Below are 23,890 nucleotides of genomic sequence, written 5' to 3'. Positions count from 1 at the left end.
CCGTCAGCGCGCGACGCGGCGCCGGCAGCTTGAAAGGAAGCTGACGCTATGAAGAAGCTCATCAACGACGTCTGCGCCGTTGTCCCCGACATGCTCGACGGGCTCGCGGCGCTCAATCCCAATCTCTCGCTATTGCAAGGCAGCACGATCGTCGTGCGGGCCGATGCCGAGGCCGTTGCCGCGCGCGGCGAAGTCGCGCTGATCTCGGGCGGCGGCTCGGGCCACGAGCCCGCGCATGGCGGCTATGTGGGCCACGGCATGCTGAGCGCGGCGGTGGCGGGCGAAGTCTTCACGTCGCCGTCCACGGACGCGGTACTCGACGCGATACGCGCGGTGGCCGGCCCGGCAGGTGCGTTGCTGATCGTGAAGAACTACACGGGCGACCGTTTCAACTTCGGGCTCGCCGCCGAGATCGCGCGCGCCGAGGGCATCCCCACCGAGATGGTGATCGTCGCCGACGACGTCGCGCTGACGGCGAGCGGCGACCATGCGGGCCGTCGCGGGCTCGCGGGGACCGTGCTGGTTCACAAGATCGCGGGTGCGGCAGCCGCCGCCGGCCGGCCGTTGGCCGTGGTCGCGCGGATCGCGCGCGAGGGCGCCGCTGCGCTCGGCACGATGGGCGTCGCGCTCACGCCGTGCACGGTGCCGGCCGCGGGCAAGCCTGGGTTCGAACTGGCCGATGGCGAAATCGAATGGGGTCTCGGCATTCATGGCGAACCTGGTGTGGAGCGCGGCGCGATGGAGCCGGCCGACGCGATCGTCGACAAGCTGCTGGCGAAGATCGTCGGCGATCTGTCGCTGCAAGCCGGTGGGCGAGTGGCGCTGCTGGTGAACAACCTCGGCGGCACGCCGTCGAGCGAATTGAACATTGCGGCCAGGTCCGCGTTGCGTTATCTGGCTGGGCGCGGCATCAAGGTGGAGCGCGCGTGGGCCGGCACGTTCCTGAGTGCGCTGGAAATGTCGGGCATCTCGTTGACGCTGTTGCGAGTGGACGATGAACGGCTCGGCTGGCTCGATGCCGTCACGCACACCAGCGCATGGCCCGGGTTGAGCGGCCGCGTCGCGCCGGTATCGGTGCGGGCCGCACCGGTTACGCCGGAGCGCGCGAGCGGTGCGACGCTGGCGCGCGAAGCGACGCTGCGCCGCGTGATCGAAGCCGTGTGTGCGTGCCTGCTGACAGCGGAACCGGCGCTGACCGAGATGGATCAACGCGTCGGCGATGGAGATCTCGGTATCAGTCTGTCGCGCGGCGCGCGCGCGGTGCTTCATGAGATCGATGGCTATCCCGCCGAATCGACGCCGGGCGCCGTGTTGCGCAGCATGTCCGCGACGCTGCGACGTGTGGTCGGCGGGACCTCGGGTCCGCTGTACGCGGTGCTGCTGTTGCGTGCCGCTGCTACGCTAGAACAGCCGGGCGGCGCCACCGCGCAGCAATGGGCGGCGGCGTTCAGCGCGGGCGTCAACGGATTGATGGAGCTCGGCGGTGCGCAGCCGGGCGATCGCACGATGGTCGATGCGCTGAAACCCGCCGCCGATGCGTTGCAGTCCGCGCTCGCACGCTCGCAGGAGATCCACGCGGCGTTGCAAGCTGCCGTCGACGCGGCCACCGAAGGTGCGGCGCATACGGCGTCGATGCGTCCGCGACGCGGTCGTTCGAGTTATCTCGGCGATCGTGCGCTTGGTCACGCGGACCCGGGCGCGCATGCGGTGGCGTTGTGGCTTATCGCGATTAGCGCGGTGCTGAACGGTTGAGCGAGTGGCGGCATGCGTTCGCATGCCCGCGCAATGCCCGCTCTACAAACAGCACTCGCCGTCGAAATAAGCCTTGCGCCAGCGGGTGATCGTCACGCGCTCGAACAGATCGACCAATGAAAACGGATCGGCCGCGATAAACTTCTCGGCTTCCTCGCGCGTTTCCAGATCGACGACATACACGCCGCCGCCCGCGCCGCTGCCGTCGTCGTTCAGCTTCGCGCCGCAAGCGAGCAGCAACGCCTTGTGCTTCTCCAGAAACGCCAGATGGGTATCACGCTCACGCGTGCGGACGTCGGCGTGGCCAGGCTTGTCGAATGTTTCGATGATGTAGGGCATCTGCGCTCCGCTTCAGTTCTGCGCGATCGCGGACGGATGCTGCGCGAGCGGCGTCACGTTCACGGCCATGTACGGAAAGAGCGGCAACGAACTGAGCAGCGTGTGCAGCTCGTCATTCGACTCGACGTCGAACACGCTGTAATTCGCGTACTGTCCCGCCACGCGCCACAGGTGACGCCACTTACCCTCGTGCTGCAGTTTCTGCGAGAAGGCCTTTTCTTCGGCCTTCAGGCGATCGGTCAACGCCGTGTCGACGTCGGCAGGAATCTGAACCTGCATGTGAACCAGATATAGCATTCGAGACTTCTCCATCGAATAGGCCGCAATGCTGCGGCCGGATGTTTTTGCTCAACCCCAGGCGAGAATCGCCACCGTGTACACGATGCCGATCCAGAACATCATGATGACCGTATAGCCCATGATGTCCTTCAGTTTCAGCTTCGACAGCGCGAGCGCCGGCAGGATCCAGAACGGCTGGATCAGATCGTTCCATGCGTTGCCGAGCATCACGGCGGTCGCGGTGTGGCCGACCGATGCGCCGATCGACTTGGCCGCCTCGATCATGAATGGCCCCTGAATTACCCAGTGGCCACCGCCCGAGGGCGCGAAGAAGTTGATGAAGAACGAACTGACCAGGCCCCAGAACGGCAGCGTGGCGGGCGTCGCGATGTTGACGAAGAAATGCGAGAACGTGTTGACCAGACCCGACGCCGCCATGATCGCCATGATGCCCGCATAGAACGGGTACTGCAGAATGATGCCGCTGATCGTGCGAATCCCTTCGTTGAGCTTTTCGACGTAGCGAATCGGCGTGCCGAGCAGGATGATGCCGAGAAACAGAATGATGAAGTTGATCAGGTTCAGGTCCATCGAACCGCCGCCGTGGAAATGCAGCGCCACGTAGATCACGCCGATCACGCCGATCAGATAACTCAACAGGCGGCTGTTGTTCAGGCGGTTGGCAATCGTGTTGCTTTCGTCGATATCGAGCGCGGGCGTTGCGACTTTCGGCGCTTCGTACAGCGCGGGGTTGATTTCCGTGACCGGCTGGCCCGGCTTCGGATGCAGCCATGCGTTGAGCAGCGGCAGTGTGATGATGACGACGAGGCTCGTGATCAGCATGGTCGGCGAGAAGATCGTTTGCGCGAGCGGAATCACGCCCATCTGCGCTTCCATCGGATGCCCCTTGGTGGAGATCAGCACGGGAATGCTCGCCGACAGACCGAGACCGTACATCGTGAAGCCGCTATACGCGGACGCGATGATCAGCGGGTAATGCACGCCCTTGATGCTCATCGCGAGCTTGCGCGCCACGATGCCGCCGATCACGAGACCAAAGCCCCAGTTCAGATAGCTGCCGATACCGCCGACCAGCGTCGCGACGATCACCGCCGTGCGCGGATCGTGTACCCGCGCGACCAGCCGGTCGAGGAACCTTTCGGTCAGCGGCGCGGTGGCGAGCACATAGCCCATCGCGAGAATCACCGCCATCTGCGTCGTGAACGCGAGCAGCGCCCAGAAACCCTTGCCCCAACTCAGGGTGAGCGCGGCGACCGCCTGGCCCTGAACGAGCACGGCGAGAATCATCGTGAGCAGCGTGAGGCCGATCGCGAACACGAATGGGTCGGGCAAATACTTGCGCATCAGCTCGGTGAAGAAGGCGGTGATTTTCTGCATGTGACTGTCTCCAGGTTTGGTCGAATAATAGTTTTCGGGTCATGCGGCGAAGATGGCGGAATGTAACGGCTGCCGCTATGAATCGTTCGATACGGATTCCTTGCGATACTGGGCCAGCTTCATCAACGCGCGATCGCGCCAGGCGACGCGCGCTTCCCATTGGTCGAGCGGCAATGCGCTGCGGCGCGCGGCCGTCACTTCGGCGACGAGTTCCGGCGTCCATGGATCGTGCTGTCCGCGTTCGGCGCCCATGCGCGCGTACGAGGGGCCCATCTTCTGCGCGTGTGAGGCGATGCCGCCGCGCGTATTCAGATCGGCGGTTTCGAATGGGCCGATCACCGACCAGCGCAAACCGAGCGCTTCACGCACGACGGTGTCGATGTCGTCCACCGAGGCGACGCCGTCGCGCACGAGGCAATACGCTTCGCGCAACAGCGCGCCTTGCAGCCGGTTGAAGACGAAGCCTTCCAGTTCCCGCATGACGCGCACTGGTTTGAGGCCGGCATCGGTGTAGAGATCGATCGCGCGCGTAACGGCGCCGTCATCGGTGAACGGCGCGGGCACGATTTCGACGACGGGAATCAGATAGGGCGGATTGCCCGGATGCGCGACGAGGCAACGACCGCGACCCGGCATCGTGTCGTCGATAAAGCGCGAGGTCGCTAGAAACGACGACGCGCTCGCCAGAATCGCGTACGCGGGCGCGGCGCGATCGAGTTGCGCGAACAGCTCGCGCTTGATCTCCTCGCGCTCGGGGGCGCACTCCTGCACGAGATCGGCATTCGCTGCGGCGGCGTCCAGTGTCGCGACGATCTCGACGCGAGCCGCCACCACGTTCGCCGCTTCTTCGAGCAGCCCGAAGCGGGTCAGCTCTTCAAGACGTTGCAGGATCTCCGCCGGTGCAAGCTCGCGCCGCTCTGCCGCCGGATCGAACAGGCGCACCTGCCAGCCGGCGCGCGCAAACACCACCGCGAACGCAATGCCGATACTTCCGCCGCCGACAATCCCCGCACGCCGCGTCACCTGAGCGCGCATGCTCAGACTCCCGCGACGCCGACGGTCATGCCGCCGCACACGTACAGCACCTGGCCCGTGACGAAACCGCTGCGCGCATCGAGCAGATACGACGCGGCATGCGCGACGTCGTCCGGCGTGCCGACGCGTTTGACCGGCACGCTGTCGATGATCGCGCGCGTGCGCGGCGCATCCGGCGGATTCGCGCGGTCGAACAGTTCGGTGCGAATCGGGCCGGGGCCGATCGCGTTCGCGGTCACGCCGAACGCGCCGAGTTCGAGCGCCCACACGCGCGTCATGCCGATCAACGCGGCCTTGGTTGCCGAATAGGCGGTGCGCAATTCCTTGCCGAGCGCCGCGCGCGAGGACATATTGACGATCCGTCCAAAGCCCGCTGCCTTCATGCCGGGCAACAGCGCCTGCATACATTGCAACGAGCAACGCACGTTGAGCGCCCACGCGCGTTCGAGTTCGTCGAGCGATTGATCTTCCGCATTCGCCGGCACCACGACGCCGACGTTATTGACGAGACGCGTAATCGGACCGCCTTCGAGTGCGCGTTCGAGCGCGCTCGCGGTCGCTTGCGGGTCCGACAGGTCGGCGATCAGCCCATCGCCCACACGGTCGATCACGATCACGTCATAACCATCCGCCTTGCAGCGCTCGGCGCATGCCGCACCGATGCCGGCGGCGCCGCCGGTAATCAACACTCGTTCTTTGGCCATGTTTCAGATTCAGAAAGGGAAAGAGGAACAGTTCAGACTGTCGCGATCGGCGTGACGGGCGAACCCATCGCGCCCGGCAATCGAAGCGGCGGCGCGGTCAGCATGAAATGCGAGCGGCCGTTTGCGCGCAGCCAGTTGGCCAGATCGCGCAAGTACCAGAGTTCGCCGAGCGGCAAACCGAGTTTGAAAAGGCAATGGTGATGCAGCGGCAGCAGCGGATGCTCGCCTGGCGTGGCGGGCGAGCGCGCCGGATAGCGTTCGACCGCGTAGTTGTCGGCGGCGAGCGCGGCGATGCCCGAATCGGTGAGCCATTGCAGCAGGCGTTCGTCGCGGCCGTCGAGTGCGCAGCAATGACTGTCGAGCACCGCTTGGTCAGGCTGGCGATTCATCTCCAGCACCATTTCGGCGAAGCCGGTGCGCAGCACGAGCATGTCGCCGCGCCCGATCTGCACGCCATCGGCTTCGATCGCGAACATCAGGTCGTCGTAGCCGACCGTGCGATGTTCGCGCGCGTAGTGCGCGACCAGGTCGACCAGCACGCCGCGGCCCTGCATGCCTTTGACCGCGAGGTTTTCGATGCCGAGCACGTCGGCGTGACTGTGTTCGCCGCCGCATGCGTGCGGCGCAAAACCGTCGTCCGCCCGATACTCGATCGGCCCGACGATGTCCGCGTGCGCGCGATAACCGTTGTAGTAGACACTCTCGGGCACGCCGTCGCCGTCCGCATCGAAGCGCGCGCCCACATGCGCGAGCGAATCCCATTGCGTCGAGTATTGCAGGCTGAGCAGCACCTGGTCGTCGCTGACCACGTCGGTGGCACCCGGTTCATTGCGCGCGAACGGGAAGTTCACGTAAGGCAGGTCATCCCTGAACGTGGGCCACAAGACCGGCGGATGACGGCGCACGTTCAGCTTGTTGTCGCCGGGAAAGTCGAGCGGCAGCGACAGGCAGAAGCTCAAGCCCGCGCGGATTTCACGCGCGCCCTTGAGCACCTGTTCCGTGCCGATCAGATTCGGCCTGCCGAGTTGGTCGTCGGCTCCGAAGTCGCCCCAGTTCGAGCCTTCGGGTCTGTTCTTCCAGCGCATTGCAACGTCCTTTGCTTGTCTGGCCTGCGTGCTCCACCGTTCGGACAACGAACCGTGGATGCGCGCCGTCACGCGAGCAGTGCTGGCGGGATCTGACCGTAAATGTCGAGCAGCGCTTCGATCGCGCGTTGCTCGTTTTTGAGGAGCCGTGCCTTCGGACCGCCGAGCACCAGCGCGAACGCCTCGCCGTGAATCAGGAAGCCGCGCGCGAGACCGGCGACGTCTTCGACGTTTTCACCCGTCGAGCGATGCCAGCCGTTTTTCACGCCTTGTTCGACTTCGATCTCGAGCGTCTTGCGATCGATCACCGAGCCATCGGTCGACGCGCTCAGCGGTTCGCAACTGTCGAGCAGCTTGCGGCGCGCGTCCACCGACAGCGCGCCGAGCAGCGCCTTGCCCGCCGCGCTCGCATGCACATACATGAAGCCACCGGGCTCGTCGCTATAGCGGATCTTCTGGCGCGATTCCATCACGTCCAGATAGACGACGCGGTTGCCGGCCAGCGTGGCGAGCGCCGCGGTCTCGCCGGTGGCGTCGCGCAGCGAACTGAGCAGCGGCTGGAACAGCAGCGTCAGCGGGTCTTCGCTGCAGATGTCGCGGGCGACGTGCAGCAGCCGCTGGGTCGGGTAATAGCCGGCCTTCACGCCCGGCGCGTACAGGTAGCCCTTGGCCACCATGGTCTGCAAAAGCGCGTGACAACTCGACAGCGGGATCTCGGTCCGACGCGCGATCTCGCTGTAAATCATGGGTTGCCGCACTTCGGCAAAGAGGTTTATCACGTCGAAGACGCGTACTGCAGTTTTCACATCCATGAGAACATTATCGGCATTTCGATAATGCGATGGCAATAGGATGAGGGGTAAACACCTGGGCCGTGGCGTTCCTGGCTCGACGAAACTCGCGATGCCGGGCATGGCGCTCGCGTCGATTCCGCACTCGCTGTACTACGCGGCGATGGCCGGCATTTTGGCGAAATCGTTTCCGGTCCAGGTGCGATACACGGGTATTTCGCTTTCCTGTCAAATCTGCGGCATGGTGTTTGCCGGCACGACGCCGATTCTCGGGCAATACCTGTTCGGCGCGACCGGCTCGATTCTGTCGGTGGTCGCGCTTGGCGTTCTGCATGTGCTGATTACGCTGGTCTGCGCGCTCGGTCTGATCACGCGGATGCGTCAGGAAGGCGTGCGCGATGCGGCGCGTGAGGCGCTGGTGGCGCAGAGTTGATGGTCTGCGCTGAAGGCGGAGGGGTTCTGCTGGAGGGGACGCGGGTCGCGAGCCGCCTGGCGGCGACCCGCGTTCGATTCAATCTGGACGCAGCCCGCGGTCAGGGGCGCAGCAGATCGAAGCCGGCCAGCACGACGACCCCGCTGACGACGATCAGCGCCACCGAGTGTTGTCCGACATAAAGGAGGCCGGCGGCCGACCAGCTCGTCAGAGCGAATGCGGCGATACGTTTCATACTCTTAAGCCCGGATTCATAAGCCCAAAGCAACGGCCAGCAAGCCGCTCACCACGCCGCACACCAGCACCGCCAACGTCACGACCGTCAGCACGCGCGTCGGAAACGAGCGTCCGAGCATCGCCATCGACGGCACGCTGATCAGCGGCAGCGTCATCAGCAACGCGCCGGCGGGACCGGCCGCCATGCCGAACGAGAGCATCGCCTGGATGATCGGCACTTCGCCCGCGGTCGGAATCACGAACAAGGTGCCGGCGATCGACAACGCGATGATCCACAGCAGGCTGTTATCGATGTTCGGTCCGATATGCGGAAACAGCCACGCGCGCGCCGCGCCGAGAATCAGCACCAGCAGGATGTATTCAGGCACGAGGCGCAGCGTCATCTTGCCGAGAATTTTCACCCAGCGCGTGAACGCGATGCCTGGGTCGTCGGCGGAGACCAGTTGTGAGAGGGCTTCGCGCGACGCTTCGGCTTCTTTCGGCGTGACCATGCGGTTCACCAGATAGCCGAGGCCGAACACCATCACGATGCCGAGCGCGAGCCGCAAGCCCATCCACTGCCAGCCGAGCACGAAGCCCATGAAGATCAGCGTGGCCGGATTCAGCGCGGTGTTGCCCAGCCAGAACGCGAGCGCCGCGCCCGGCGCCGCCTGACGCGCGCGCAAGCCGGCGACGACCGGCGCCGCGCAGCAGGTGCACATCATGCCCGGCAACGACATCAGGCCGCCCTTCACCACGCTGCTGAAATCGGTGCGGCCGAGCGCGCGCGCGACCCATTGCGGCGGAATCAGCGCCTGCACCGCCGAGCCGAGCAGAAGGCCGAGCACCATCGCTTGCCAGATCGCCTTGCCGTAGGCGAGCGCGTAGTCGACCGCGGCTTGCCACGAAGCGGCCGGCGCACTCGCCGACGAGCCCATCAGGATCGACTTGCCGATGGAATGCTGGCTCGCGGCGACGAACGCGCGGTTGTAGTACGGAAACCACTTCACATAGAAGAGGCCGACGACGGCGATCAGCAGAAATACGATCCAGCCGACAGCGACACGAGGTTGCCGAAGGGTTGATTGCATGGTGGCCTTAAACGTTGGTTTTAATCAGATCGAAGCAGCGAGCGCGCGGCTATCGAGTTGCGCAAGCAGTGCTTTTGCCTGCTCGACGAGGTCAGCGTCGTTGGGGCGGAAAGTCACTTGCACTGCCTGCGGCAACTGCACGAAATGCTGATGGCTGCTGCGCGCATACGCCGGATCGTAGTGCTGCTCGATCAATTCGTGCGCGAGCTCGGCGCGCCGGTTTTCGTCGACCAGCTGCTGCCAGCCGGCCACACGCTCGCGGCTATGCAAACCGATCATCCGTTCCAGTTGACCTTTCAGCGCAGCGGGATCGTCGAACAGGTGCGCATAGTCGTGCAGCAGGAACTCGGCGCGATCTGCGCGGCTCGACAGCACCTCGACGCACGCGCCCCGATGAAACGTTTCCAGCAGCGCGAGCGGCAGCGCCACCAAACCGATGCGCCGGCTCTCCGCTTCGACGAACACGGGCCGGCCCGGATCGAACTCGTGCAGCGCGCAGGCGAGCAGCGTGTCGAAACGCTTTTGCGACGGCTGCGGCACGCCCGTCCATGCGCCGAGCAGCGAGCCGCGATGCGAAGCCAGCGCTTCGAGGTCGAGCGTCTGCGCGCCTGCCTGGTGCAAGGCCGAGAGCAGGCGCGTCTTGCCGCTGCCGGTCGGGCCCACCAGCGCGATGTAGTTGAAGGTTCTCGGCAGGGTCTCGAGCGTGTGCAGCGTGGCGCGCCGATAGCTCTTGTAGCCGCCCTCCAGTTGGCGCGCGTTCCAGCCGATCATATTGAACAGCGTCGTGACCGAGCCCGAGCGCTTGCCGCCGCGCCAGCAATAAATCAGCGGCCGCCAGCTGCGCGGCCGGTCGGCGAAGGTCGTTTCCAGATGATGCGCGATGTTGCGCGCGACCAGCGCCGCGCCGATGCGCGTGCCTTCGAACGGCGACACCTGCTTGTAGGTGGTGCCGACCAGCACCCGCTCCTCATTGCTCAGCACAGGCGCGTTGAGCGCGCCCGGAATATGGTCTTCCGCAAACTCGAGAGGCGTGCGTACATCGATGATTTCGTCGAAATCATCTGCATTTTCGAGGCTGACGAGAAGGCTTTTCAAGGGATAAGGGCGAAACAGATCGGCGGGAAGGGTGAAATTATCGCATGCGCGGTGAATGCGGGCCTGCGACGCGCCTGGGACCGCTCGCGGGGGAGGCGGCGCCCCGCGTAGTTCTTCGCGTCGTTCTCGCGTTGGCTGCCGGCCCGCTCGCGCGTCAAACGTCAAACGACTTCGACGCGCCTTTCTCCACTGACCATTTCGCCGATCACCCGCGCGTCGCCGAAGCCGTCGGCGCGGAACAGCGCGAGCACTTCGTCGACCGCTTCCGGCGCGCACGAAACCAGCAAACCGCCCGACGTCTGCGGGTCGGTCAGCAGCGCGCGGGCCGTCGACGGCAACGTGGCGGGCAAGACGATATCTTTGCCGTACGCGTCCCAGTTGCGCCCCGAAGCGCCGGTAACGATGCCGGCTTCCGCGAGGCCCACCACATCCGGCAGCCACGGCAGATCCGCGTAGCGCACGCGGGCGGTCAGATTCGAGCCGCGCGCCAGTTCCAGCGTATGCCCGAGCAGGCCGAAGCCGGTGATGTCCGTAAGCGCATGCACACCGTCCAGCCTGGCCAATTCAGCGCCTGGGCGGTTGAGCCTGGTCGTCGCGCCGATCATCGCGGCGTAGCCGGCGGCGTCGAGCCGGTCTTTCTTCAGCGCCGCCGACAGAATGCCCACGCCGAGCGGCTTGCCAAGAATCAGCACGTCGCCGGCCTGGGCGCCCGCATTGCGTTTGACGCGCTTCGGATCGACCACGCCGATGGCGACGAGGCCGTAGATCGGCTCGACCGAATCGATCGAATGGCCGCCGGCGAGCGGAATGCCGACCTCGGCGCACACGGATTCGCCGCCCTTCAGCACAGCCGCGATCACCTCGTGCGGCAGCACGTTGATCGGCATGCCGACGATGGCCAGCGCCATGATCGGCTTGCCGCCCATCGCGTAGACGTCGGACAGCGCATTGGTCGCGGCAATCCGGCCGAAGTCGAACGGGTCGTCGACGATCGGCATGAAGAAGTCGGTGGTGGCGACGATCGCCTGCTCGTCGTTGAGCTTGTAGACGGCAGCGTCGTCGGCGGTATCGTTGCCGACCAGCAGGTCGGGAAAGAACGGCAGCGGCGCGCTGCGCTTGAGCAGATCGGCGAGCAGGCCGGGGGCGATCTTGCAGCCGCAGCCGCCGCCGTGCGACAGGCTGGTGAGGCGGGGCGATGGGCTCGTTTGGGCGTGGGTGTCGGTCATGGTGGCGCGATTCTCGGGCTTCGGATGACCGCAATTATGATGGTTGTTCGGATGTCGTGCTGTGGGACCGTGCTTCGTGCGCGCGACTCCTTCCGGTGGGAAGCGAATTCGCCGCCGCTCGTCTCAAAAATAGGCAGGCCGTCAAAGAGGCGGAGCCAATCGCAAAATGCATTCCGCAAAAGTGCGACAAATTGACTCGTGTCTGATGGCTTCGATTGCAATTTATTACTGCCCGCTCCGTTCCGTACAGCCCATTGTCAAAACCGCCTGCGCCTTGCGATTCGTGGACCGTCGAGGCGGCCGGATCGGGCGCGGCGTCCACCATGGAAGTGCGCTTTTCCCGCTGTGCCGAGCCGTTGCCTGCGCAATTTGCGCGATGCAGCACGGGCTTGCGATGAGTATCGTAGCGCCGCGTACCAGCGGCACCAGACGTGCCGATGCGCGCAGTTTCGCTGCGGTGTAACAATTGCATGACATATAAGAAGCGAGGTGTCGACGAGTCATAGGAGCGCAATAGTCCGTGTGAGAGGTTCATTTATCGCTCATCTGTGGAGCAGAAATAACGCCCAACTTTGTTAAATCGGCTGTGAAACTTCATATTTGCCGCGTTGTTGATCGCTTGCGATCTCCGCTGCATGACTTCATGCCGGCATCTATAATCATTATCAGTACCCCAAAAGAGCCGAGGCCATTCAATGACCCTTATGTCCCGGCGACAATTCCTGAAGGTATCCGCCACCACGCTCGCCGGATCGAGTCTAGCCCTGATGGGCTTCTCGCCAGCACCCGCGTTGGCGGAAGTCCGCCAGTACAAATTGTCGCGCACAACCGAAACCCGCAATACCTGCCCGTACTGTTCGGTAGGCTGCGGCATCCTGATGTATGGACTTGGCGACAACGCGAAGAACGCGAAGTCGAGCATCATCCATATCGAAGGCGATCCCGATCATCCAGTCAATCGCGGCACGCTATGCCCGAAGGGCGCGAGTCTGATCGACTTCATTCATAGCGAGAGCCGCCTGAAGTACCCCGAGTACCGCGCGGCCGGCTCGAATGAATGGAAACGCATTTCGTGGGAAGACGCGCTTGACCGCATCGCCAAGCTGATGAAGGAGGACCGCGATGCCAACTTCGTCGAGACGACGGAAGACGGCAAGAAAGTCAACCGCTGGCTGACCACCGGCATGCTAGCCGCATCTGCCGGTAGCAACGAAGTAGGCTATTTGACGCACAAGACTGTTCGCAGTCTTGGCATGCTCGCATTCGACAATCAAGCCCGTGTCTGACACGGCCCGACGGTGGCAGGTCTTGCCCCGACGTTTGGCCGTGGAGCGATGACGAACCATTGGGTCGACATCAAGAACGCGGATGTGATTCTCGTGATGGGCGGCAATGCGGCCGAGGCGCACCCGTGCGGTTTCAAGTGGGTCACGGAAGCCAAGGCGCATCGCAAGGCAAGATTGATCGTGGTCGACCCGCGCTTTACGCGCACGGCGTCGGTGGCGGACTATTACGCGCAGATTCGGACTGGCACGGACATCGTGTTCCTGGGCGGGGTGATCAACTATCTGCTCACCAACGACAAGATCCAGCACGAGTACGTGAAGAACTACACGGACATGTCGTTCATCGTTCGTGACGACTTCTCGTTTACCGATGGTCTTTACTCGGGCTACAACGCCGAGAAGCGCAGCTACGACAAGACTTCGTGGGACTACGAACGCGGCGACGACGGCTTTGCCAAAGTCGATCCGACGCTGCAGCATCCGCGCTGCGTTTATCAGCTGATGAAGCAGCACTACTCGCGCTATACGCCCGAGCAGGTCGAGAAAACCTGTGGCACGCCGAAGGAGAAGTTCCTGCACGTGTGCGAGATGCTGGCATCGACGGCCGTCCCGGGACGCGCCGGCACGATCATGTACGCGCTCGGCTGGACGCATCACTCGGTCGGCTCGCAGATGATCCGCACCGGCGCGATGGTGCAATTGCTGTTGGGCAATATCGGCATTGCGGGCGGCGGCATGAACGCGTTGCGTGGTCACTCGAACATCCAGGGCTTGACCGACCTCGGCCTGATGTCGAACCTGCTGCCGGGCTACATGACGCTGCCGATGGAAGCGGAGCAGGACTACGACGCGTACATCACGAAGCGCGCGACGCAGCCGCTGCGGCCGAACCAGTTGAGCTACTGGCGCAACTATCGAGCGTTCCACGTCAGCTTCATGAAGTCGTGGTGGGGCGATAACGCGACGGCCGAGAACAATTTCGGCTTCGACTATCTGCCGAAGCTCGACAAGTCATACGATATGCTGCAGGTCTTCGAGCTGATGAATCAAGGCAAGATGACCGGCTACATCGCGCAGGGCTTCAACCCGCTCGCCGCGGCGCCGAACAAGGCGAAGATCGGCGCGAGTCTGGCCAAGCTGAAGTGGCTCGTCATCATGGACCCGCTCGCCACCGAGACCTCCGAGTTCTGGAAGAACTTCGGCAACTTCAACGACGTCGACACGGCGTCGATCCAGACTGAAGTGTTCCGTCTGCCGACCACCTGTTTCGCGGAAGAGCGCGGCTCGCTGGTCAGTTCGAGCCGCGTACTGCAGTGGCATTGGCAGGGCGGGGACGGCCCGGGCGAAGCGAAGAGCGACCTCGAAATCATGTCGGGGCTGTGGCTGCGCATCCGCGACGCTTATCGAAAGAACGGCGGCAAGTATCCCGATCCGATTCTCAACATGAGCTGGCCGTATGCCAATCCGGCGAGCCCGACGCCTGAAGAGCTCGCGATGGAGTACAACGGCCGCGCGCTCGCCGACGTCACCGATCCGACCGACAAAACCAAGGTGCTCGCGAAGAAGGGCGAACAGCTGGCTGGCTTCGCGCAGTTGCGCGACGACGGCAGCACCGCGAGCGGTTGCTGGATCTTCTGCGGATCGTGGACCCAGGCGGGTAACCAGATGGGCCGCCGCGACAACTCCGACCCGACCGGCATCGGCAATACGCTGAACTGGGCATGGGCATGGCCGGCGAACCGGCGGATTCTGTACAACCGCGCGTCCTGCGACGTGAGCGGCAAGCCGTTCGATCCGAAGCGCAAGTTGATCGGGTGGAACGGCAAGACGTGGTCAGGTCCCGATGTTCCCGACTTCAAGCTCGACGAGCCGCCTGAAAACGGCATGAATCCGTTCATCATGAATCCGGAGGGTGTCGCGCGCTTCTTCTCGCGGGATGGTCTGGTCGAAGGTCCGTTCCCCGAGCACTACGAACCGTTTGAAACGCCGCTCGGCTACAACCCGCTGCATCCGGACAACAAGGCGGTCGTCAGCAATCCGGCGGCGCGCGTGTTCCCGGGCGACCGGGCCGCGTTCGGCACGCACGAGAACTTCCCGCATACGGCGACAACCTATCGTCTGACCGAGCATTTCCACTACTGGACCAAGCATGCGCATCTGAACGCGATCATTCAACCGCAACAGTTCGTGGAAATCGGCGAGGATCTGGCGAAGGAGGTCGGCGTGGTGGCTGGGGATCGCATCAAGGTGTCGTCCAATCGCGGACACGTGATTGCGGTCGCGCTCGTCACCAAGCGGATCAAAACGCTGACGATCGAAGGCAAGAAAGTCCAGACAGTCGGACTGCCGTTGCATTGGGGCTTCAAGGGACTCACGCAGCCGGGCTATCTCGTCAATACGCTGACGCCCTCCGTGGGCGATGGGAATTCGCAAACACCGGAATTCAAGTCGTTCCTCGTCAAGGTCGAAAAGGCATAAGGAAAAGAGATGGCACTGCAATCACTGGATATCAAACGCATCTCGGCCACGACCGTGCCCGCGCCGCAAGCGCGCGAGCCGGCCACGGGCACGGTTGCCAAGCTCATCGACGTGTCGAAGTGCATTGGCTGCAAGGCGTGTCAGACCGCCTGCATGGAGTGGAACGATCTGCGCGATGAAGTCGGCGTGAACGTCGGCGTCTACGACAACCCGGCCGATCTGACCGAGCATTCGTGGACCGTCATGCGGTTTTCCGAGTACGAGAACTCCGACGGCAATCTGGAGTGGCTGATCCGCAAGGACGGCTGCATGCACTGCGAGGATCCGGGCTGTCTGAAGGCCTGTCCGTCGCCTGGCGCGATCGTGCAGTACACCAACGGCATCGTGGATTTCCACCAGGAAAACTGCATTGGCTGCGGCTACTGCATAACCGGCTGCCCGTTCAACGTGCCGCGCATTTCGAAGAAGGACAACCGCGTGTACAAGTGCACGCTGTGTTCGGATCGCGTGGCAGTTGGCCAGGAACCCGCTTGCGTGAAGACCTGCCCGACCGGCGCGATCATGTTCGGCACCAAGGAAGACATGCATCAGCAGGCCGCGGACCGGATCGTGGATCTGAAGGAGCGGGGTTTCCAGAACGCCGGTCTGTACGATCCCGCCGGCGTGGGCGGCACGCACGTGATGTACGTGCTGCACCACGCCGATCGTCCCGGTCTGTATCACGGTTTGCCGGAGAATCCGAAGATCAGCGCGATGGTGTCGCTGTGGAAGGGTTTGTCGAAGCCGCTGGCGCTGGCGGGTATCGCGTTCGCGGCGGTGGCCGGGTTCTTCCACTACACGCGCGTCGGCCCGAACGAGGTGACGGAGCAGGACGAAGCCGAAGCCCAGCACGAAGCCGACGAAGCACGCCGTTCTCGGGAGGCATCCAATGAATCACACTGAGCAAACCGGGCTGAAGGACGTGAAGGGCAATAGTCTGATCGTGCGCTACACGCCGAACGAGCGCACGAATCACTGGATCACCGCGATAACGTTCGTGTTGCTGGCGCTCTCCGGGCTCGCGCTGTTTCATCCGGCGATGTCGTGGCTCTACGCGCTCCTCGGCGGCGGACAGTGGACGCGGATTCTGCATCCGTTCATCGGCTGCGTGATGTTCGTGTCGTTCCTGATTCTTGCGTTGCGTTTCTGGCACCACAACTATTTGGACAAGGCCGACATGCAGTGGATGAAGCAGATCGACGACGTGCTCAACAATCGCGAGGAAAAGCTCCCCGCGATCGGCAAGTACAACGCCGGTCAAAAGCTGCTCTTTTTCACGATGGTGATCTGCCTTGTGCTGTTGCTGGCGAGCGGCATTGTGATCTGGCGGCGCTACTTCTCGTTCTACTTCCCGATTGGGATCATCCGGTTCGCGGCGGTTGTCCATGCGGCCACAGCGTTTGTGCTGATCGTCGGCATCGTCGTGCATATTTATGCGGCGTTGTGGGTCAAGGGATCGATCCGCGCGATGACACGCGGTACCGTGACCTACGGCTGGGCGAGAAAGCATCATCCGAACTGGTTCAAGGAAATAATCGGCAAGTAATCGGCAAACAAGGCAGCGCGCTTTCCAGCGCATTGCACACCGAGCCGCCGCCTTTGTTCGACGAAGCGCGGCGGCTCTTCAGTTTTAAGAGGTCGATACTGTGGTTCAACGCATTCTTGAAGCCGGCGATATCGAGTCGCTCGATCACACGGCGATTCCCCGCATCCGCATGCCCGAACGGCTCGCGGTGTTCGCGCCGCGCGCCGCGCGCCTGCGCCAGCTCGCGGCACTCAACAATCCGATCGCCGGCTATCTGCGCCTGATGGCCGTGCTGGCCGACGCGCAGCAAGCGGTGATCGCGGGCTTTAAGGCGCAGCCGCCCAGCGCCGAATTGATCGCAAGCGCGCAGCAGCATTCGATGCCGCTGATTCCAGCGCTCTCCGGCGTACGCGATCCGGCGTGGCACGACGTTCTGCGCCAGTTGCTCGACAAGGTCGAAGCCGCGGGCCCGCTCACGCCGCCGCTCGAAGCGCTGATCGCCCGGTTGCGCACGCTCGACACGGCCACGCTCGAAGCCCAGGCAGACGCGATCTTCGCGCAGCGCTTCGATGAAGTCGATCCGGCCAGCGCGCCCTTCATCACGGCCGCGTTGCAGGTGGTCTGGACCGATCTCGCCGCCGACATCGACAAGCGCGAGGTGCCGTACCTCGAAACGCCCGGCCTGTGTCCGGTGTGCGGATCGCATCCGGTGGCGAGCATCGTGCGGGTGGGCGGCGCGTATGACAATTACCGCTACCTGCAATGTGGCTTGTGCTCGACCGAGTGGCACATGGTGCGCTCGAAATGCTCGAACTGCGATTCGACCAAGGGCATCGCCTATCACACGGTCGGCTCGCCGGACGCCGATGAGGCCACGCGCGAAGCCGAATCGAAAAACGCCGTGCTGAAGGCGGAGTCGTGCGACGAATGCCATACTTACCGCAAGATCGGCATTCAGTCGAAGGACTACGACTTCGATCCGTTCGCGGACGATCTCGCCAGCCTCACGCTGGATCTGCTGATGGGGGCGGAGGGCTACCGGCGCGCGTCGCCGCATCCGTGGCTGTGGCCGGAACAGGCCGACAGTGCGGCTGAGCCTGCCGGCGAGTCCGACTAGAATCGGCCGGACACGACTACCAGAGGGATTGCTTCGTGAGCGATGTGAGCGGCTCGGAATTGCGCGCGCTGATGGCGCGCGTGCCGTCGGTGGAAAAGGTCATGGCGTCGGCGGAGTTCGCGGCGCTCGTGAGCGGGTATGGCCGCACGCAGGTGCTGGGCGCGGTGCGCGATGCGCTCGACGCGTGGCGCGCCAGCGCGCAAACAGGTGACGCGTCGGTCGGCGCGCTCGACATCGGGCGGCTGCACGCATCGGTCGAAGCCGCGCTGCGCCGGCGCAACGAGTCCCGCTTGCGCAGCGTGTTCAATCTGACCGGCACCGTGCTGCACACCAACCTCGGCCGCGCACTGTTGCCCGACGAGGCGGTGCAGGCGGTGATGAAGGCGCTCACTCAACCCGCCAACCTCGAGTTCGATCTCGGCACCGGCAAGCGCGGCGACCGCGACGATCTGATCGACGAGCTCATCTGCGAACTGACCGGCGCCGAAGCGGCGACCGTGGTCAACAACAACGCCGCCGCGGTGCTGCTCACGTTGTCCGCGCTGGCGTCGAAGAGAGAAGTCGTTGTGTCGCGCGGCGAACTGGTCGAGATCGGCGGCGCGTTTCGCATTCCCGACATCATGAGCCGCGCGGGCGCGAAGCTGCGCGAAGTCGGCACGACCAATCGCACGCATCTGAAGGACTACGACGAAGCCATCGGCCCGCAAACCGCGCTGCTGATGAAGGTCCACGCGAGCAACTACGCAATCAACGGCTTCACCAAAGAAGTCGGCCTCGACGAAATCGCGCCGCTTGCGCATGCGCGCGGCCTCGCGGTCGCCGTGGACCTCGGCAGCGGCACGCTGGTCGATCTGAGCCAGTGGGGCTTGCCGCGTGAGCCGACGGTGCGCGAAACCGTCGAAGCCGGCGCCGACCTCGTCACGTTCAGCGGCGACAAGCTGCTCGGCGGCCCGCAAGCCGGGTTGATCGTCGGGCGGCGCGATCTGATCGCGAAGATCAAGAAGCATCCGCTCAAGCGCGCGCTGCGCGTCGGAAAACTGACGCTCGCGGCGCTCGAGCCGGTGTTGCAGCTGTATCGCGCGCCGGAAAAACTGGTGGAACGGCTGACCACGTTGCGCCTGCTCACGCGTGCCGCCGACGACATCCGGCTCGCCGCGGAGCGCGTGCAGCCGGCGTTGCAGCGTGCGATCGGCGAGCGCTACGCGGTGGCCGCGGAGCCGATGTTCAGCCAGATCGGCAGCGGTGCGTTGCCCGTCGACGTGCTGCCGAGCTACGGCCTCGTCGTCAGAATGGCCGACGGCAAGCGCGGCGGCCGCCACTTGCTCGCGCTGGAAAAGCTGCTGCGCGAGATGGCGCGGCCGGTGCTCGGACGTATCGCGGACGATGCGTTGCGCCTCGATCTGCGCTGCCTCGAAGCCGCCGATGAAGCGCAACTGATCGAGCAACTGAAGGGCACGCAGGCATGATCGTCGGCACGGCGGGACATATCGACCACGGTAAAACGAGTCTGGTGAAGGCGTTATCGGGCGTCGATACGGATCGTCTGAAGGAAGAGAAGGCGCGCGGCATTTCGATCGAACTGGGTTACGCGTACGTGCCGCTCGACAACGGCGACGTGCTCGGCCTGATCGACGTGCCGGGCCACGAGAAACTCGTGCACACGATGACTGCGGGCGCGAGCGGAATCGATTTTGCGCTCCTCGTGATTGCCGCCGACGACGGTGTGATGCCGCAAACGCGCGAGCATCTGGCGATCGTTGAACTGCTCGGCATCCAGCGCGGCGCGATAGCGCTGACCAAGGTGGATCGCGTGGACGCGCAGCGTCTGCGGGAAGTGCGCGACGAAGTCGCCGCGTTTCTGAGCGCGAGCGTGCTGCGGGACGCACCCGTGTTCGATACCTGCGCGACGCGCGAAGACGATCCCGGCGTGGCCGCGCTGAAGGCGCATCTGCACGCGGCGGCCGCGGCGTGGCATATGAGGCGTGCTGACGGCTTGTTTCGTCTTGCCGTCGATCGCGTCTTCACGCTGTCGGGGCAGGGCACCATCGTCACGGGGACGGTGGTCTCCGGCCGCGTGACGGTCGGCGAGACGATGCTGCTTGCGCCGAAGAATCAACCGGTGCGTGTGCGCAGCATTCATGCGCAGAATCGCCCGGCTGAGACCGGACGCGCCGGCGAGCGCTGTGCGTTGAATCTGGCGGGCATCGAGAAGAGCGCGATCGATCGCGGCGACTGGATCGTCGATCCGCGTTTGTCGCAAGCGTCGGAGCGGATCGACGTGATGCTGACGCTGCTCGCCGATGCATCGCTCACGGTGGAACATTGGGCGCCGCTGCATGTGCATCTGGGCACGCAGCATCAGGTCGCGCATGTCGCGTTGCTCGAAGGCGAAACTCTTGGTGCCGGTCAGCGTGCTCGCGTGCAACTCGTGTTCGAGCGGCCGGTGTGCGCGGTGCCGGGCGACCGGTTTGTGGTGCGCAATGCGCAGGCCAATCGCACGGTGGGCGGCGGGCATGTGCTCGATCCGTTCGCGCCGTCGCGTAAACGGCGTTCGGCTGAGCGGCTCGCGTGGCTCGATGCGATTCAGACGATGCTCGACACCGGCACGCTTGACGCAATGTTCGCGCGGGCGCCGCACGGTTTGTCGCGCGCGTTGCTGGAAAGGCTGACGGGCATGCCGGCGGCTGCGCTCGCGTTGCCGTCCGAGACGCGCGTGGTCGAGTTGCCGGGCCACGACGCGTTGCTGGTCGCCGACGCGATGTGGCAGGCGCTCGCTGACCGGCTGATTGCAACGCTCACGCAGTATCACGAGCGTTCGCCGGACGAGCTGGGTCCGGACGTATCGCGCTTGCGGCGAATCGCGGCGCCGCTGGTGGACGATGCGTTGTGGCGCGCGCTCGTCGACGCTGCGGCTGCGCGCGGCGCGATTGTCAAACGCGGGCCGTGGCTGCATCTGCCGGGCCATACCGTGACGCTCGACGACGCCGACCGGGCGCTCGCCGCGGCGTTGCTGCCTGAAGTGAAGGCGGGGCGCTTCGATCCGCCGTGGGTGCGCGATCTGGCGAGTGCGCACGGCGTGCCCGAGGAGCGCATGCGTCAGTTGCTGCGCAAACTCGCGCGGCAAGGCGAGCTTTTTCAGGTCGTGCATGACCTCTTTTATCACCACGACGTCATTCGCGAACTGGCGACGATCGCGGCGTCCGAGGCGCGGAAGAACGCGGGCACGGTAGCCGCCGCGCCGTTTCGCGATGTCACCGGACTGGGGCGCAAGCGCGCGATCCAGCTTTTGGAATTTTTCGACCGGGTTGGGTATACTCGCTTCCACCGTGGGCTGCATCTGCTGCGCACGGATAGTCGTTGGCTCGATCTGCTCTGATCGGCAACGCGTAGTTCAATCACCGTAGGAAGGCATTCGTATCCGGTGGTGCGGCTGGGCTTCAAACCCAGTTGAGGGCGTCAGACGCTCTCAGGTAGGTTCGACTCCTGCTGCCTTCCGCCACATGGGCCTTCCGGCCTGTTCCGACCTCTTGTGTAGGGGTAGTCATAAAACTTCCAGGCGGAAGTTTTATGACTACCCCTACACCGGTGTCGATCGAAGGCGATGCGAGCCTGTCGAACAGATTCTTGGGATCGTGTGCAGGTGGAATCAATGCGATCTCGATTCCCACGCCGCGGCTTTGACTTAGCGCGTGCAGATAGCGCAAGGCTGAATAGTCTTCGAGTGCGAAGCCGACGGAATCGAAAATGGTGATCTGCGCGTTTCTCTCCCGGCCAGCAACCTCGCCTCGCAGAACACGCCACCATTCCGTCACGGGTGAATCCGAGGGCAGTTGCTGGATATCACCTTCAATCCGCGTTTGCGGCTCGTATTCGACGATCACCCGGCCCATCCGCAACACGTCCGCATGCAACTCCGTTTTGCCCGGGCAGTCACCGCCTACCGCATTGATGTGCATGCCGGGTTCCACCATGTCGGGCGTGATGATGGTTGCGTACGCCTTGTCGGCGGTGACCGTTGTGACGATGTCGGCGCCTCGCACGGCCTCCGCAGTGGTCGCCGCGCGCACGATCTTCAACGACGGCCACGCGGCAAGATTGCGCACGAGTTTGTCCGTCGCGGTTGCGTCGACGTCGAACACGCGAATCTCATCGATACCTAGCAATTCGTGGAATGCGATCGCCTGGAATTCGCTTTGCGCGCCGTTGCCGATCAATGCCATCTTTCTTGAATCGGGGCGAGCGAGTGTCTGTGCCACGAGCGCCGATGTGGCAGCCGTGCGCAACGCCGTGGTGAGCGTCAATTCGGAAACGAACAACGGGTAGCCGGTATCGACGGCTGCTAGCGCGCCGAACGCCATCACCGTATGAATGCCGCGCTCTGCGTTGATCGGATGTCCGTTGACGTACTTGAACGCGAACAGGTTATCGTCGGCTACCGGCATCAGTTCGATGACGCCGACGCTGGAGTGACAGGCGAGGCGAGGCGATTTGTCGAAGTCGGGCCAGCGCAGGTAGTCGGCACGGATGGTTTGCGCGAGTTCGCGCAGCACCTGGGGCACGCCGACATTGGCGATAAGTCGGTAGGTTGCGGGTACGTCGAGAAAACGGGTCATGAACAAGTCTCCGTTGATTGATCTGGGCGCGTGCACCAGCCATGGAGAAATTATTCCGCTGAACGGCGCCAACAAATAGCTCGCAAACTTATCAAAAAGTGTATTGAAAATGGCAAAATGCTCGACGCGGGTGAACATTCTGCGTACCAGTAGTTGACTGGCTTCGCCCAATGCCCTGGAACGAAAAACTTCGACGGAAAACGATGAATCTCGATGATGTGGACCGGCAACTGCTGTCGCTCTTGCGCGACGACGCTCGCATGTCCGTGGTTGCGCTCGCCAGGCAACTGCGGGTCTCGCGGGCGACGGTACAGAACCGTCTGACGCGTCTTGAACAGGATGGGGTGATCGTCGGCTACACGGTGCGGGTGAAACCGGCTGCCGAGGCACACCGGATACGCGCATTGATGTCGATTGCCGTGGAGGGTAATCGGGCAACGGACGTGCTGAAGGTTTTGCGCGGACATCCCAACGTCGCGACCATCCACAGCACCAATGGACGCTGGGACCTCATTGCGGAACTCCGGGCCGATACGCTGGAAAACTTCGACCGCGTGCTGGGGGCGATCCGGTTGATCGACGGTATCGCCACAACCGAAACCAGCATCCTGCTGTCCACCCACAAGATGTGAGCGGCGCAGGACGGGTACTGTCGCGATAAGGTTTGCGGTGCGAAGACGATCGAAATGATGAGGAATGCTTATGCTACCAACGAGTAAAATCGATCAGCCTGAGTCTGACCGATAATGCAGTCTTCCATTTGACCCTTGGCGATCATATGCATGGTCTCGATGCCGCCGAGAATGATGCGGGCGCAACGAAAATTCTTGAAGCCCATCATCGGCCGGGTGCGGCGTTTGATGGCCCGGTGGTCCTGCTCCACAATATTGTTCAGATACTTGTTCTGACGAATCTTGATCCGTTTCTCACGTTCAGCGTTGAGCGCCAGCAGCGCGGCCAGATTCGACCCACTTTTATCTATCGTCACGGTCTCCGGCTCGCCATTCTGGCCGATAGCCTTTTCGAAGTAGCGTCGGGCCGCCGCCTTGTCGCGATGGGCCCGCAGCAGAAAATCCACCGTGTTGCCTGCCTTGTCCACAGCACGGTACAGATACCGCCATTCACCCTTGACCCTGATATAGGTTTCGTCCATCCTCCAGCTCCTGCCGACTGCCCGTTTGCACCGCCGGAACGCTTTTTCCAAGGCAGGCAACGGCTTGAGCGCCCATCGGTGAACGGTTGAATGATCGACCGCGATCCCGCGCTCAAGCATCATTTCTATATGAACGCCTCCCGTTTGCGACGGTTTTTCGTGTGTTCAGACGACGACAGGATGGGTTGCAGCTCTATATCCGGGCTTGTTGCAGCCTGATACGCTGCGGCCCACT

Annotated in this window: 20 protein-coding genes, 1 tRNA gene and 2 pseudogenes; 10 read left to right on the top strand and 13 right to left on the bottom strand. The window is 63.6% G+C overall.

Features of this window, described 5'->3' with window-relative positions:
• The first annotated feature begins 48 nt into the window (after nt 1–48).
• The gene (dhaL, locus tag HV744_RS33275; protein WP_175153553.1) at nt 49–1,752 is read left to right on the top strand and encodes a dihydroxyacetone kinase subunit DhaL; all 1,704 of its coding nucleotides are present in this window, start codon (nt 49–51) and stop codon (nt 1,750–1,752) included.
• Nucleotides 1,753–1,794: 42 nt separating this feature from the next.
• Here the strand turns inward: dhaL and HV744_RS33270 are convergent, their stop codons facing one another.
• The 7 genes from HV744_RS33270 to HV744_RS33240 form a co-directional block, all read right to left on the bottom strand.
• Nucleotides 1,795–2,091, bottom strand: a complete 297-nt coding sequence (locus tag HV744_RS33270) for a YciI family protein (RefSeq protein ID WP_175153552.1) — start codon at nt 2,089–2,091, stop codon at nt 1,795–1,797.
• Between the two features lie 12 nt (nt 2,092–2,103).
• The gene (gene catC / locus HV744_RS33265; RefSeq protein ID WP_175153551.1) at nt 2,104–2,388 is read right to left on the bottom strand and encodes a muconolactone Delta-isomerase; all 285 of its coding nucleotides are present in this window, start codon (nt 2,386–2,388) and stop codon (nt 2,104–2,106) included.
• Between the two features lie 51 nt (nt 2,389–2,439).
• Entirely contained in the window at nt 2,440–3,768 is a 1,329-nt protein-coding gene (locus tag HV744_RS33260; RefSeq protein ID WP_175153550.1) for a short-chain fatty acid transporter, read from the bottom strand.
• Between the two features lie 75 nt (nt 3,769–3,843).
• Nucleotides 3,844–4,803 carry a 3-hydroxyacyl-CoA dehydrogenase gene (locus HV744_RS33255; protein WP_175153549.1) on the bottom strand — a complete coding sequence of 320 codons (960 nt, stop codon included), beginning with the start codon at nt 4,801–4,803 and terminating at the stop codon, nt 3,844–3,846.
• A gap of 2 nt (nt 4,804–4,805) precedes the next feature.
• The gene (locus tag HV744_RS33250; RefSeq protein WP_175153548.1) at nt 4,806–5,507 is read right to left on the bottom strand and encodes an SDR family oxidoreductase; all 702 of its coding nucleotides are present in this window, start codon (nt 5,505–5,507) and stop codon (nt 4,806–4,808) included.
• Nucleotides 5,508–5,539: 32 nt separating this feature from the next.
• On the bottom strand, nt 5,540–6,592 hold the full coding sequence (locus HV744_RS33245; RefSeq protein WP_175153547.1) for a cyclase family protein: 1,053 nt from the start codon (nt 6,590–6,592) through the stop codon (nt 5,540–5,542).
• 68 nt (nt 6,593–6,660) lie between these two features.
• Complete coding sequence (locus tag HV744_RS33240; RefSeq protein WP_175153546.1) at nt 6,661–7,404, bottom strand: IclR family transcriptional regulator; 744 nt, start codon at nt 7,402–7,404, stop codon at nt 6,661–6,663.
• Nucleotides 7,405–7,444: 40 nt separating this feature from the next.
• Between HV744_RS33240 and HV744_RS33235 the strand changes: the two genes are divergently transcribed.
• On the top strand, nt 7,445–7,816 hold the full coding sequence (locus HV744_RS33235; RefSeq protein ID WP_175153545.1) for a hypothetical protein: 372 nt from the start codon (nt 7,445–7,447) through the stop codon (nt 7,814–7,816).
• Nucleotides 7,817–7,916: 100 nt separating this feature from the next.
• Here the strand turns inward: HV744_RS33235 and HV744_RS38135 are convergent, their stop codons facing one another.
• From HV744_RS38135 to selD, 4 genes are all read right to left on the bottom strand, one after another.
• Nucleotides 7,917–8,051 (bottom strand): hypothetical protein, encoded by a 135-nt coding sequence (locus HV744_RS38135; RefSeq protein ID WP_281363689.1) that lies wholly within the window; start codon nt 8,049–8,051, stop codon nt 7,917–7,919.
• A 16-nt stretch (nt 8,052–8,067) separates the two neighbouring features.
• A complete protein-coding gene (locus tag HV744_RS33230; RefSeq protein ID WP_175153544.1) occupies nt 8,068–9,123 on the bottom strand; it encodes a permease in 1,056 nt (351 codons plus the stop codon).
• Nucleotides 9,124–9,147: 24 nt separating this feature from the next.
• On the bottom strand, nt 9,148–10,218 hold the full coding sequence (gene mnmH, locus HV744_RS33225) for a tRNA 2-selenouridine(34) synthase MnmH (protein ID WP_175153543.1): 1,071 nt from the start codon (nt 10,216–10,218) through the stop codon (nt 9,148–9,150).
• Between the two features lie 161 nt (nt 10,219–10,379).
• Nucleotides 10,380–11,444, bottom strand: a complete 1,065-nt coding sequence (gene selD / locus HV744_RS33220; RefSeq protein WP_175153542.1) for a selenide, water dikinase SelD — start codon at nt 11,442–11,444, stop codon at nt 10,380–10,382.
• Nucleotides 11,445–12,139: 695 nt separating this feature from the next.
• On the opposite strand from selD, the gene fdnG reads away from it, so the two are divergent.
• The 7 genes from fdnG (at nt 12,140) to HV744_RS33185 (ending at nt 21,388) form a co-directional block, all read left to right on the top strand.
• Nucleotides 12,140–15,208 carry a formate dehydrogenase-N subunit alpha gene (fdnG, locus tag HV744_RS33215; RefSeq protein WP_175153541.1) on the top strand — a complete coding sequence of 1,023 codons (3,069 nt, stop codon included), beginning with the start codon at nt 12,140–12,142 and terminating at the stop codon, nt 15,206–15,208.
• 9 nt (nt 15,209–15,217) lie between these two features.
• Nucleotides 15,218–16,150 carry a formate dehydrogenase subunit beta gene (gene fdxH, locus HV744_RS33210; protein WP_175153540.1) on the top strand — a complete coding sequence of 311 codons (933 nt, stop codon included), beginning with the start codon at nt 15,218–15,220 and terminating at the stop codon, nt 16,148–16,150.
• A complete protein-coding gene (locus HV744_RS33205; RefSeq protein WP_175153539.1) occupies nt 16,137–16,793 on the top strand; it encodes a formate dehydrogenase subunit gamma in 657 nt (218 codons plus the stop codon). The genes fdxH and HV744_RS33205 overlap by 14 nt, the downstream gene beginning before the upstream one ends.
• Nucleotides 16,794–16,893: 100 nt before the next feature.
• Nucleotides 16,894–17,889 carry a formate dehydrogenase accessory protein FdhE gene (fdhE, locus tag HV744_RS33200; RefSeq protein WP_175153538.1) on the top strand — a complete coding sequence of 332 codons (996 nt, stop codon included), beginning with the start codon at nt 16,894–16,896 and terminating at the stop codon, nt 17,887–17,889.
• Between the two features lie 35 nt (nt 17,890–17,924).
• Entirely contained in the window at nt 17,925–19,355 is a 1,431-nt protein-coding gene (selA, locus tag HV744_RS33195) for an L-seryl-tRNA(Sec) selenium transferase (protein ID WP_175153537.1), read from the top strand.
• Nucleotides 19,352–21,265, top strand: coding sequence for a selenocysteine-specific translation elongation factor (gene selB, locus HV744_RS33190; RefSeq protein WP_175153536.1), 1,914 nt, complete (start codon nt 19,352–19,354; stop codon nt 21,263–21,265). Before selA ends, selB begins: the two co-directional genes overlap by 4 nt.
• Nucleotides 21,266–21,292: 27 nt before the next feature.
• Nucleotides 21,293–21,388, top strand: a tRNA-Sec gene (locus HV744_RS33185).
• Nucleotides 21,389–21,482: 94 nt separating this feature from the next.
• Here HV744_RS33185 and HV744_RS33180 read toward each other — a convergent pair.
• Nucleotides 21,483–22,502 (bottom strand): annotated as a pseudogene (locus HV744_RS33180) (ornithine cyclodeaminase); the annotation flags it as partial.
• Between the two features lie 170 nt (nt 22,503–22,672).
• Between HV744_RS33180 and HV744_RS33175 the strand changes: the two are divergent.
• Nucleotides 22,673–23,134, top strand: coding sequence for an Lrp/AsnC family transcriptional regulator (locus HV744_RS33175; RefSeq protein ID WP_246279312.1), 462 nt, complete (start codon nt 22,673–22,675; stop codon nt 23,132–23,134).
• Between the two features lie 68 nt (nt 23,135–23,202).
• Here HV744_RS33175 and HV744_RS33170 read toward each other — a convergent pair.
• A pseudogene (locus HV744_RS33170) lies at nt 23,203–23,781 on the bottom strand (IS6 family transposase); the annotation flags it as partial.
• Nucleotides 23,782–23,890 lie beyond the last annotated feature (109 nt).

Source organism: Paraburkholderia ultramafica (assembly GCF_902859915.1).
Taxonomy (GTDB): domain Bacteria; phylum Pseudomonadota; class Gammaproteobacteria; order Burkholderiales; family Burkholderiaceae; genus Paraburkholderia; species Paraburkholderia ultramafica.
The sequence above is the reverse complement of the archived record's forward strand: the minus strand, read 5'-3'. Positions and strand labels throughout refer to the sequence as shown.

Coding starts and splice junctions, on each gene's coding strand:
- HV744_RS33235 (WP_175153545.1), top strand. CDS start 7,445: ATGAGGGGTAAACACCTGGGCCGTGGCGTTCCTGGCTCGACGAAACTC.
- HV744_RS33260 (WP_175153550.1), bottom strand. CDS start 3,768: ATGCAGAAAATCACCGCCTTCTTCACCGAGCTGATGCGCAAGTATTTG.
- dhaL (WP_175153553.1), top strand. CDS start 49: ATGAAGAAGCTCATCAACGACGTCTGCGCCGTTGTCCCCGACATGCTC.
- HV744_RS33230 (WP_175153544.1), bottom strand. CDS start 9,123: ATGCAATCAACCCTTCGGCAACCTCGTGTCGCTGTCGGCTGGATCGTA.
- HV744_RS38135 (WP_281363689.1), bottom strand. CDS start 8,051: ATGAAACGTATCGCCGCATTCGCTCTGACGAGCTGGTCGGCCGCCGGC.
- HV744_RS33205 (WP_175153539.1), top strand. CDS start 16,137: ATGAATCACACTGAGCAAACCGGGCTGAAGGACGTGAAGGGCAATAGT.
- HV744_RS33270 (WP_175153552.1), bottom strand. CDS start 2,091: ATGCCCTACATCATCGAAACATTCGACAAGCCTGGCCACGCCGACGTC.
- HV744_RS33175 (WP_246279312.1), top strand. CDS start 22,673: ATGCCCTGGAACGAAAAACTTCGACGGAAAACGATGAATCTCGATGAT.
- catC (WP_175153551.1), bottom strand. CDS start 2,388: ATGCTATATCTGGTTCACATGCAGGTTCAGATTCCTGCCGACGTCGAC.
- selD (WP_175153542.1), bottom strand. CDS start 11,444: ATGACCGACACCCACGCCCAAACGAGCCCATCGCCCCGCCTCACCAGC.
- HV744_RS33255 (WP_175153549.1), bottom strand. CDS start 4,803: ATGCGCGCTCAGGTGACGCGGCGTGCGGGGATTGTCGGCGGCGGAAGT.
- fdxH (WP_175153540.1), top strand. CDS start 15,218: ATGGCACTGCAATCACTGGATATCAAACGCATCTCGGCCACGACCGTG.
- HV744_RS33240 (WP_175153546.1), bottom strand. CDS start 7,404: ATGGATGTGAAAACTGCAGTACGCGTCTTCGACGTGATAAACCTCTTT.
- HV744_RS33250 (WP_175153548.1), bottom strand. CDS start 5,507: ATGGCCAAAGAACGAGTGTTGATTACCGGCGGCGCCGCCGGCATCGGT.
- HV744_RS33245 (WP_175153547.1), bottom strand. CDS start 6,592: ATGCGCTGGAAGAACAGACCCGAAGGCTCGAACTGGGGCGACTTCGGA.
- selB (WP_175153536.1), top strand. CDS start 19,352: ATGATCGTCGGCACGGCGGGACATATCGACCACGGTAAAACGAGTCTG.